This is a genomic window from Mesorhizobium sp. M1A.F.Ca.IN.020.06.1.1, from assembly GCF_004023265.1.
Taxonomy (GTDB): Bacteria; Pseudomonadota; Alphaproteobacteria; order Rhizobiales; family Rhizobiaceae; genus Mesorhizobium.
Genome location: NZ_RZSR01000132.1, coordinates 1 through 9,095, shown reverse-complemented (window position 1 = coordinate 9,095; position 9,095 = coordinate 1). Strand labels below are relative to the sequence as shown.

The following is a 9,095-nucleotide window of genomic DNA, read 5'->3' as shown; positions in this document are numbered from 1 at the left end:
CCAGGCACTGTCCGGCAACCGCCTGTCGATCGATGCCGAGCTCGCCGACGGCAGCCGTTCCATCTTTCTCTACGACATTGCCGAGCGCCGCGTCATCGGCCAGTTCGCGATTCGCAACAAATGAGCGGCTTTGCCGATAACCGCAGCATTGCGACCGTGGCGCTCGTCGTCGAAAACTATGACGAGGCGATAGCCTGGTATGTCGAGCGGCTTGGCTTCGTGCTGAGCGAGGATGTCGACCTCGGCGGCGGCAAGCGCTGGGTGACGGTCACGCCGGCAAACAGGCAGGGCGCGCGGCTGCTCTTGGCGGCAGCCTCCGGCGAGAGGCAGGCAAGCCGCATCGGTGACCAGACCGGCGGCCGGGTGTTTCTTTTTCTCGAAACGGACGACTTCGCCCGCGACCATCAGGCGATGCTTGGCAGGGGCGTCGAATTCCGCGAGGCGCCGCGCTTCGAGCCCTATGGCACGGTGGCGGTGTTTGCCGATCTCTACGGCAATCTCTGGGATCTGATCGAGCCGAAACGGCAGGGTTGACGAGGGCAGTCCGCAAAGTCCGCGAACAGTCCGAAACCCCAGTTGCTTTTTTCCGGCCTTCATCCTATGTAGCCGGTTCTTGAGCGCGCCCATCGTCTAGCGGTCAGGACACCGCCCTCTCACGGCGGGAACAGGGGTTCGATTCCCCTTGGGCGTACCATTGATTCCAATAATTTAGCTGCTTTGAACGACGACGTGTCGAATAGCGATCGAGAAGCCTTAGCCAGGCAATGCGCGAAGGAACACACAGCACCGTCGGCCGTTTGCCTTTCTTTCAGTGAAAGGATGAGACATGCCGACACCCGCTGAGCTCGAAGCGAAATTCTGGAAAGCACTGAAATCTGACATGACGATGATGATCGGCCTCGACGGCTCCAACATCATCCCTCGGCCCATGACGGCACAACTGGAGAAGGACGATACCGGTCCGATCTGGTTTTTCACGGCGAAAGACACGGAGCTTCCGATGGGCCTTTCCGGCGGCGACCAGGCAACGGCCACGTTCGTCTCCAAGGGACATGACCTCTTCGCAACGGTGCAGGGCAAGCTTCGCGTCGACAATGATCGGGCTGTGATCGATCGGCTCTGGAACCCCTATGTCGAAGCATGGTTCGAGGGCGGCAAAGACGATCCGAAACTCACGCTGTTGCGCTTCGATCCGGACCGAGCCGAAATCTGGCTCGATGCGTCGAGCGTGGTTTCGGGCATCAAGATGCTGCTCGGATATGACCCGAAGCAGGAATACAAGGATAATGTCGCCAAGGTCGACCTTTAGGGGCCGGTCGCGACAGGCTGTCGGCCGCGTAATTTCTGCTTCTCGGTTGATGCGGCAAAGGCCTCCAGCCTGGAATGCAACCACGCATCCACTCTATGGGCTCGCGACCAGAATGAACCGCGCCAGTTTGCGGCGGCAATGCGTTACGCGCCGGGATGGAAGATAGGCGCACGAATCCGCCACTGGCGCGCGCCTGGCGTTATACTCGACGTTATCGGAGCGCCGCTTTTTGCCCCTGGGCTTTGAAGCCCCTGTTTCCGCGCTGTCCCATGAGAGGAAGGCGCTGCGCTATTTCCCGGTAAGAAACGGCGTGGCTCAGTCATGCGATAGCGTCTAGCCACCGATTCGGCCTTGGCTACCATCCCAATTGGATTATCTGGGAAAGATCGGCGATGTCGCCATAGATCATCGAGCCTTTGACGAGAAAACACTTGCCATGCAAGACCTCGGACAGTGAGCTCGACGCGGTGCAAACCGGCAAAACTTTATGGCCATTGGCTTCGGTCGGGCCGACGCTGATGACGAGGAAAGCAATCGCAACGAGAGTCGTTCTGCTCATATCCAACCCCTCAAGCTGCCAGGGCTGCAAAACCGGTTGCCTCCTCAAAAAAGTAGCATCGGGCAATGATGGGATTCATCGTATCGATTGGAGAAGCGGCTCATCTATCTGCCGTAGGCGCAAAGACGGATTAGCTCCCCGCCTGTTCAGTGACTTCCACCAGGCGGGCTAACGCTTCATTGTTCCCCAGCCAAACTATAACCCCTCGAATTGCCCACCACCAAGGCGCTTGAATTCCGAACTTCTTCAAAGCGTTCAGGAGCTTCAAGACGTGCATCTATCGCGCTTGCTGAAAAAGGCGGCGCGGAACAGTGCAGCCTAAACATGGGGGCGCCCGGCCTGTGGCATATCGGGGGACCTAGGGCAGACAGGCCGGGCCTTTTACCCCATGTGGGCAAGGGGCAAGTCTGTACTATGCGCCACCTTTTGACAGCTGACATCAGAACTTTAGGCGTAGCTAATAAACGCCGTCGCGATTAATGAGCGCAAGCGAGGGACCTTTGGTTGCCTCTGCGGCTACACCCCTGATGGGATTGACCGCTCATAGTCAGCACGCTCCCAAACGGAAGCGGCAAACCGCTCACCTGCGAAAGCGGGATGAGTTGCGCCATGACCGTTGCAGGTCCTCGCGCTTCTCAAGACAGGCTTTTCGCAAACGCTCACGGACTTGTATTGTGACCTTGCGGCGCCATCAACGCTGTGGTGGCACCGGATCGAGCAGGGTGACATCGTCGGGCCCCGCGGGTGGCAGTTCGCCATTGGGCGTCAGCTTGTTGACCGCCTCGGGCAAGTCCCTGGTTATCCTGGCTATCAGCTCATCGCGGGACAAGCCGGTCTGCATTGAAAGAGAAGCGAGCGTTTCGTCGTCTATTGCCGCCTCGACCTCTTTCGGCTCGATCGGCTGGTTGGGTCCGCTACTAACCCAAGAATCCACCTTGGAACCGGCTCCCGCATTTCTGAAGCGGTCGACAATATCCCCGAGCGCCGTCCCCGATACGCCTTTGGACAGCTGATCCAAGATCCCTCCCTGCAGACTGTTTGGATCGCGATTTCCCGCGCCACGGAGCAGCTCTCCGATCTTGTCGCGATTTTGGTAGGCGAGAATGCCCAATATGGCGACAGCCAGTCTTCCCAGATTTGCCATTGATTTCCTCCCAGCAATTACAAGGGAAGAGCCGGTGATCACAAAGGTTCCGTCTAACGTGAAAAGTTTGCCGGGAGGCCAGCAAGCGAGGTCATCTTGCAATCAACAGGCTGGATCACGAGCCGCTTGATTTAGACGCATAAAGTCCTGGACGAAGGCCGCTCGGAAAGCCGCAAAAATCTCCGGTGGCACCCCCTTCAACCTGCTTGCCACTGGCGACAAGCCATACTGAAAGAATCCTGCTGGCCGCGATACCTATTGGCTTTTGTTCAGGAGCGTGGCGGGACCGAACACCGGCAGCCGGGTCCTAGTGAAAAGAATGCCGGTACTCCTCGCTAAATCAAACCGCGCTCGGAACAAAGGTGTCGGACGCTTGTTGGGTTTGCAGCACATCTGCCCAACTAGGAACTTCTCCATGAAAAATCGCCATCTACTGGTTGCGCTGACCACAGCCGCCGCCATCACATTCGCAGTGCCTGCCTTCGCCGCCGACGACGCCCAGGGGTTCGTCGACAAGGCTGCCAACGGGGGGATGTTCGAGGTCGAGTCGAGTAAGATCGCCCAAGGCAAAGCCCAGGATCAGGCGGTCAAAGACTTCGCCCAAAAGATGATCGACGAGCATGGGGCGGCCAATGCAAAACTCGAAACGATTGCCGGCGAGCAGAAGCTCAAAGTGCCCGCCGAGACGGATGCCAAGCACAAGAGCGACCTCGACGCCCTTCAGAACGGCAAGGATCCGGTCGAAAAGACCTATGTGCAGATGCAGCGTGATGCGCACGCGGATGCCGTGGAGCTGTTCGAGAACTACGCCAAGGATGGCGACAATCCCCAGCTCAAGGCGTTCGCTTCGGAGACCTTGCCCACACTCAAAATGCATAAGGAAATGATCGAGAAGATCGCTTCCACCATGGACGATGAAACCGGCACGACGACGAGTTCGACAACTCCCGCCGTCACCACGACCGACACAAAAAATCCGGCTGCTCCGGTGCCAGGCGCCAATAGCTTCACCGAAGACCAGGCCAAGAGCCGGATCCAGGATGCCGGCTTCTCGGATGTCTCAGCGCTAACCAAGGACGATCAAGGCATCTGGCGCGGTCAGGCCACCAAGGACGGAAAGAAGACAACCGTGGCGCTCGATTATCAAGGCAACGTCGTTGCCGGCAGCAACTGAAACGGATTGGAGTTCAACCATGAGAACCGTGACCGGACTATTTGACAATTATGACGACGCTTCCGATGCCGTCGGTGAACTCGAAGCCATCGGCGTTCCGCATTCCGACATCAGCATCGTCGCCAATAACTCGACCGGCTGGTACCAAGATGATCGCTCGAATGCCGCCGAAGATGCGGCTGGCGGCGCCGGTGTGGGCGCCCTCATTGGCGGCGCCGGCGGGTTGCTGACGGGGCTTGGGATCATGGCTATCCCAGGCGTGGGCCCTGTTGTCGCCGCAGGGTGGCTCGCCGCTACCGCTGCAGGCGCATTGGGGGGCGCAGTTGTCGGCGGGGCTGCCGGGGGCATCGTCGGAGCCCTTACCGACTCCGGGGTCCCGGAAAGGGATGCTCATGTCTACGCCGAAGGTGTGCGCCGCGGCGGGACGTTGGTCACGGCCAGGGTCGACGACGCGTTGGCCGGCGAAGCCGAGAGCATCCTCGGCCAATCAAGATCAGTGAACTTGGAAGATCGCCGCAGTGCCTACGAAGCGGACGGTTGGAGGAGCTTTGACGCTGGCGCCGAAAACTACACCGCCGACGAGATCGAACGCGATCGAGCGCGCTACGCAAATCGCGTTTGACCATATTCGCCCCCAGGCGAAAGGCCTGGGGGCTTCACGCTCTGGCGCGTAGACAGCGCCTCCATGCTGGAGCAACCGAGTTCGGTCATCCGCTCAGTGAAGTTCTCCGCGGCCTCGGCGCGACCCAACTGTGATCCGGGGCGTGAAAAGTGATTTTGCGGCGCGCAACGGGCGGGGTACGGTATGTCACTTGCCAAAAGGAGGATGATGATGAAAGCCTTCCTCGCAACCATCTTCGCGCTGGGCCTGTCCGTTTCTGCAGCATCAGCCAATTGCCCGGCACACGCGAAGGATCAAGCCTCAGTCGACGCGCAGCAGACGGCAAGCGTTGACAAGGCCGACACGTCAACATCGACGGAAATCAAAAAAGAAACCCCGGCGAAGTCGGAGTAGTGCTTCTTCTTCGAAGGTAGATTGAGAGAGTGTCAGCGCTGCGGGTAGTAACACCCGAGAGCGGGCTACCGTGAAGGGCCATGCGGCGCGAGGACGGCGTGAGTGTCGCCGCTTTCGCTGAGAAGCTTCGCTGATCGGCGACATGAAAGCGTAGCGGTGTCGTCAGTTCGGGCGTCTTCAAGGACGGTCTACAAATAAGGCTTCCGTCGGCTGCCAACGCTGAACCAAAAGTCTAAATGCCGGCTCGGGTCCGTTCACGAGACGCTCTCTCCAACAACAGCGACAGATGATGCAGGTGCATCAATTGGGCGTCTTCAAGCAACTGCAAAAAGCTGGACGCCTTGCATCGCGGCAACCGGCGGCGCTTTAGCGCAGCGATGCGCGCGCGCTGGCGCTTGATGTGCTGCTCGGCCTACAGAATATGGCGTTCCGCCATTTGGATGTCGTCAGCCAATGCCATCGTTGCAAACGGCGGTGTCGGGCAGGCGGTTCCGCTGACCCGGCCGGCCATCGAGCATGGTGCAAAGAGAGCCTTGTGCATCCTCCTTGCGGCCGGCGATGACCTGCTGGGGCGATGCCGTGTCGCCGCTTCTGGCGCAACGCCTCGGATTGAATTAGCATCCGATAATCAACGTTTCGGCCGCGATCCAGCAGGATGCGGATTGCGGAACCAAGGGGGAAGCCGTGCGGCGGTCGCCTGCCGGGCGCCGATTTAAAGGCTGCCTGACCACATCGTCCGGCGGCAGGCGCGGCGGGGCCGGGAGGAGCCAATGCAAAAACTGCAGTCGCAAGGCGTCCATCACATCACGCTGGTCGGCGCCGATCGCCAGACCTCCATCGATTTCTGGGAAGGCGTGCTCGGCATGCCATTCATCTTCGAGCAGCCCAATCTCGACAAGGCGAGCGAAAGCCACCTCTATTTCGACCCGGGCGATGGCCGGCTGATCACCGTCTTCACCGACGAGAGCCGTAGCGCGGTCAAGCGGCGCACGCCGACCGATACCGGCTGTGTCCACCACATCGCGTTCTCGGTGTCGCGCGTGACGTTCCTGCAGGCAGTCGGCCGGCTCGACGAGCGCGCCATCAAGCACAGCGGCGTCAAGGATCGCGGCTTCATGGATTCGATCTATTTCGAGGATCCGCTTGGGCTGCTGATCGAGCTTGCCTCCTACCGGTTCGAGCCGCCCGCGGGCTTCAGCCATGCCGACGTGCTGATGGCGGCGCACAAGATCCGCGTTGCGCGCGGCGACTACAATATCGCCGAGGCGCACCTTGCCGACGCCATCCAGGCGCTGGTCGAGCGATCGCGCGAAACATTGTCCGAGAACCGGGCGGCGAAAAATCCATACTGAACAGGTCAGAGGGAGGACCAGATGGCAAAGGCTGCAACGAAGGGAACGAAGAAGGCCGCCGCCAAGCCGGCAGCGAAGATGGCAAAGCCGGCGGCAAAGGTGACTGCCGCCAAGATGTCGGCCAACGCAGTCAAGCCGGGCGCAAAAGCCGCGCCTAAAGCGACGGCAAAAGCCGCGTCTAAAGCAACGGCAAAGGCAGCGTTTAAAGCCAAGGCGAAGCCGGCGAAGAAGCCCGCGGTCAAGCTCAGCATGCTAAGGCCCAGCGTCAACAACATGACGGTCCGGGTGTTCACGCGAGCGGCCGGGCTCGACCATGCCGAGACCGACGCCTGGGGCCTGACGCGCACGCCGGAATTCCTGGCGCGGAACCCGGCGCATCTGACTCCGATGATCGAGGACAAAGGACTTCCCAGAGGCGTGCTTTGGGAAAGCTGCGCAATCATGCAGTACCTCGCCAACAAGCACGGGCTGGACAAGTTCTATCCGAAGGCGCCGGCCAAGCGGGCGATGGTCGACAGCGCCATGTTCTACCTGGTCGGAACGCTCTATCCCTATGTGGCCAGGGCCACTTATCCGGCACTTGGCTTTCCGCAATATGCCGGCGAGGTCGGCCACAGCGATGCCCATCCCGACAAGAAATCGGAGGCGCAAAAGGCTGCCATCGCCGCAATCGCCGAGCCGCTGGAGGTCTTTCATAGCTTCTTCAGGGACGGCAAGCCTTTCATCGGCGGCAACAACCCCTCGATCGCCGACATCCGTCTGGCGGCGACACTGGAGTTTCTGGCGGTCATCGACTATGCGCTGCCCAGCTGGGCGAAGGACTATATGGCTGCGATCGAGAAGAAGCTCGGCAAGGCCTATGCTGAGCCGGCCGGCGACGTGCGCGGCTACATCGCCCATGTGAAGGCCCAGGCCACGGCTTAAGAAATGCGCGAGGTTTAGGGTTTCGTTAACCAAACCCTTGTCTAGTGTCTCGGTCCTCGCTGCGACCACGGATGTACTGGCGCGATTGCCGAGGAGAAGGAAAGGTCGGCTCAGCGCCGGCCTTTTTGCTTTTCCGCCGGCGCGCCAGCGTCACGGCAGCATGATTTTATCGGGTGCCGGCGCGGTTGAAATTCTATTGTCATCCGCGTCGTTGATCGTACCATGCGAACGGGCGAAAGCGGCGAGGACAAAGCCATGAGAAGCACGGCTAGACTTTCAGCGATCGCAGGCGCGCTGCTGGCGATGCCTTTTCCGGCAGATGCCGCATCGCTCAACACGATGAACGAGGTCGGCGCGGCGCTGCAGGCGTGCTGGACGCCGCCGGCCGAAGCCGGAACTGCCTCGGTCACCTTGAGCTTCAGCTTCAAGCGCGACGGCACGCTGATCGGCCCGCCGAAGCCAACGGCCATCAAGGTCAACGGGGATGACAAGGCGCGTCAGGCCTATGTCGACGCGGCGACCGCCGCCCTGCGAAATTGCCTGCCGCTCAGCTTTTCGCCGGACCTCGCAAAAGGAATTCCCGGGAAGATCTTTACGCTTCAATTCAATTCGCCGAAGGACAACGCCAAAGCAATTCAGCAGTAGAACTGCCAAGTTGCTCAGTTTCGCCTTCGCCGATTTCCAACAGAAAACGGCTATGCTTTCTAGGTGGCGCTTTGTTGCTGGACAGCGCTACGCCGGATTGCGCCTGCGGCGGGCATTGGCGTGTTTTTCCAGTTGCGGCATTTCGAAGACGTAGTCGCTCCAGGCCGATTCCGGAATTTGGCCGGCCAGATAGCATTCCAACAATAGATTTTGCTCGGGTGTCAGACGCCTCGGGGCCCGCTCGTGATCCAGTCCAAGCGAATGGATCAGGTTTCTGGTCAGGCCTGAGACGGTGAAATGAACAGACATCTTCGCTCCCCTTCGTGCTGCGCCGATAACGCCAGACGCCACACAAAGGTTTCACGCGCAGTGAGGAAACACGCGATCTTATCGTAGCTGCTACACTACTCGCAGACGACGCGATAGCGCTTGCCGGGTTCGCTGACATTCCGGCAGGCGAGCGCCTTCTGTGGCTGGGAGGACGCATCAGCCAAATCCGGCTGAAAGGAAGGGGCCGTCGAAACACGTCTTCGACTGGGGGAACTCACCGGGGCGCTCGGCGGCTGAGGAAATACGTCCGTCGCGATCTGCCGCGAAGCTGTTGTCCCTGGCGGGGCCTTGTCCCAAATGCGCCTGACGTCCATCCGGCTTGGAATGATGACGGTTCCGTCGTCGCTGCGCGTGCAGCCGCTCGCCGCGAGCAGCGCCGGACAGAGAACAAAAGTCAGCATTCGACCAAGCATCAGCTATACCCCCACCGATTTTATAGCCCGGCAGCGGTGGGTTCGCCAACGGACGGATTACCGCAGCGAGGTCGGACCGGCGTCCGCCTAAAACCCGTTAACGGCATCGGGCGTGTTCGGTTGCGAATCGTTAAGGTTAGCCGATCGTTAATGCTTGTCGGGCACATTCCGCCGACGAACCGGGAGGGTTCGGCCTGGGGGTAGGGATGGCGGATAGGGACGGTACTTTC

Annotated in this window: 11 protein-coding genes, 1 tRNA gene and 1 pseudogene; 10 read left to right on the top strand and 3 right to left on the bottom strand. The window is 60.2% G+C overall.

What is annotated here, in order from left to right:
- The 4 genes and pseudogenes from EOA60_RS38840 to EOA60_RS08630 form a co-directional block, all read left to right on the top strand.
- A pseudogene (locus EOA60_RS38840) lies at positions 1–124 on the top strand (fimbrial protein); the annotation flags it as partial.
- The gene (locus tag EOA60_RS08640) at positions 121–534 is read left to right on the top strand and encodes a VOC family protein (protein WP_067002062.1); all 414 of its coding nucleotides are present in this window, start codon (positions 121–123) and stop codon (positions 532–534) included. The pseudogene EOA60_RS38840 and the gene EOA60_RS08640, both read left to right, overlap by 4 nt.
- An 85-nt stretch (positions 535–619) precedes the next feature.
- Positions 620–694, top strand: a tRNA-Glu gene (locus EOA60_RS08635).
- Positions 695–826: 132 nt separating this feature from the next.
- Positions 827–1,309 carry a pyridoxamine 5'-phosphate oxidase family protein gene (locus tag EOA60_RS08630; protein WP_067002065.1) on the top strand — a complete coding sequence of 161 codons (483 nt, stop codon included), beginning with the start codon at positions 827–829 and terminating at the stop codon, positions 1,307–1,309.
- 355 nt (positions 1,310–1,664) lie between these two features.
- Here the strand turns inward: EOA60_RS08630 and EOA60_RS08625 are convergent, their stop codons facing one another.
- Positions 1,665–1,898 carry a hypothetical protein gene (locus EOA60_RS08625; protein ID WP_245322321.1) on the bottom strand — a complete coding sequence of 78 codons (234 nt, stop codon included), beginning with the start codon at positions 1,896–1,898 and terminating at the stop codon, positions 1,665–1,667.
- A 661-nt stretch (positions 1,899–2,559) separates the two neighbouring features.
- On the bottom strand, positions 2,560–3,012 hold the full coding sequence (locus EOA60_RS08620) for a YidB family protein (RefSeq protein ID WP_067319306.1): 453 nt from the start codon (positions 3,010–3,012) through the stop codon (positions 2,560–2,562).
- Between the two features lie 415 nt (positions 3,013–3,427).
- Between EOA60_RS08620 and EOA60_RS08615 the strand changes: the two genes are divergently transcribed.
- The 6 genes from EOA60_RS08615 (at position 3,428) to EOA60_RS08590 (ending at position 8,122) form a co-directional block, all read left to right on the top strand.
- On the top strand, positions 3,428–4,186 hold the full coding sequence (locus EOA60_RS08615) for a DUF4142 domain-containing protein (protein ID WP_095824039.1): 759 nt from the start codon (positions 3,428–3,430) through the stop codon (positions 4,184–4,186).
- Between the two features lie 19 nt (positions 4,187–4,205).
- Complete coding sequence (locus EOA60_RS08610) at positions 4,206–4,808, top strand: hypothetical protein (protein WP_095824038.1); 603 nt, start codon at positions 4,206–4,208, stop codon at positions 4,806–4,808.
- Between the two features lie 210 nt (positions 4,809–5,018).
- Positions 5,019–5,201 (top strand): hypothetical protein, encoded by a 183-nt coding sequence (locus EOA60_RS08605; RefSeq protein WP_095824188.1) that lies wholly within the window; start codon positions 5,019–5,021, stop codon positions 5,199–5,201.
- A gap of 770 nt (positions 5,202–5,971) precedes the next feature.
- Positions 5,972–6,553: a VOC family protein gene (locus EOA60_RS08600; RefSeq protein WP_095824037.1), complete on the top strand. Its 582-nt coding sequence runs from the start codon at positions 5,972–5,974 to the stop codon at positions 6,551–6,553.
- 21 nt (positions 6,554–6,574) lie between these two features.
- A complete protein-coding gene (locus tag EOA60_RS08595; protein ID WP_067319300.1) occupies positions 6,575–7,477 on the top strand; it encodes a glutathione S-transferase family protein in 903 nt (300 codons plus the stop codon).
- Between the two features lie 255 nt (positions 7,478–7,732).
- Positions 7,733–8,122: a hypothetical protein gene (locus EOA60_RS08590; protein WP_067002225.1), complete on the top strand. Its 390-nt coding sequence runs from the start codon at positions 7,733–7,735 to the stop codon at positions 8,120–8,122.
- 87 nt (positions 8,123–8,209) lie between these two features.
- On the opposite strand, the gene EOA60_RS08585 is transcribed toward EOA60_RS08590, so the two are convergent.
- A complete protein-coding gene (locus tag EOA60_RS08585) occupies positions 8,210–8,431 on the bottom strand; it encodes a hypothetical protein (RefSeq protein ID WP_067319298.1) in 222 nt (73 codons plus the stop codon).
- Positions 8,432–9,095: the final 664 nt, after the last annotated feature.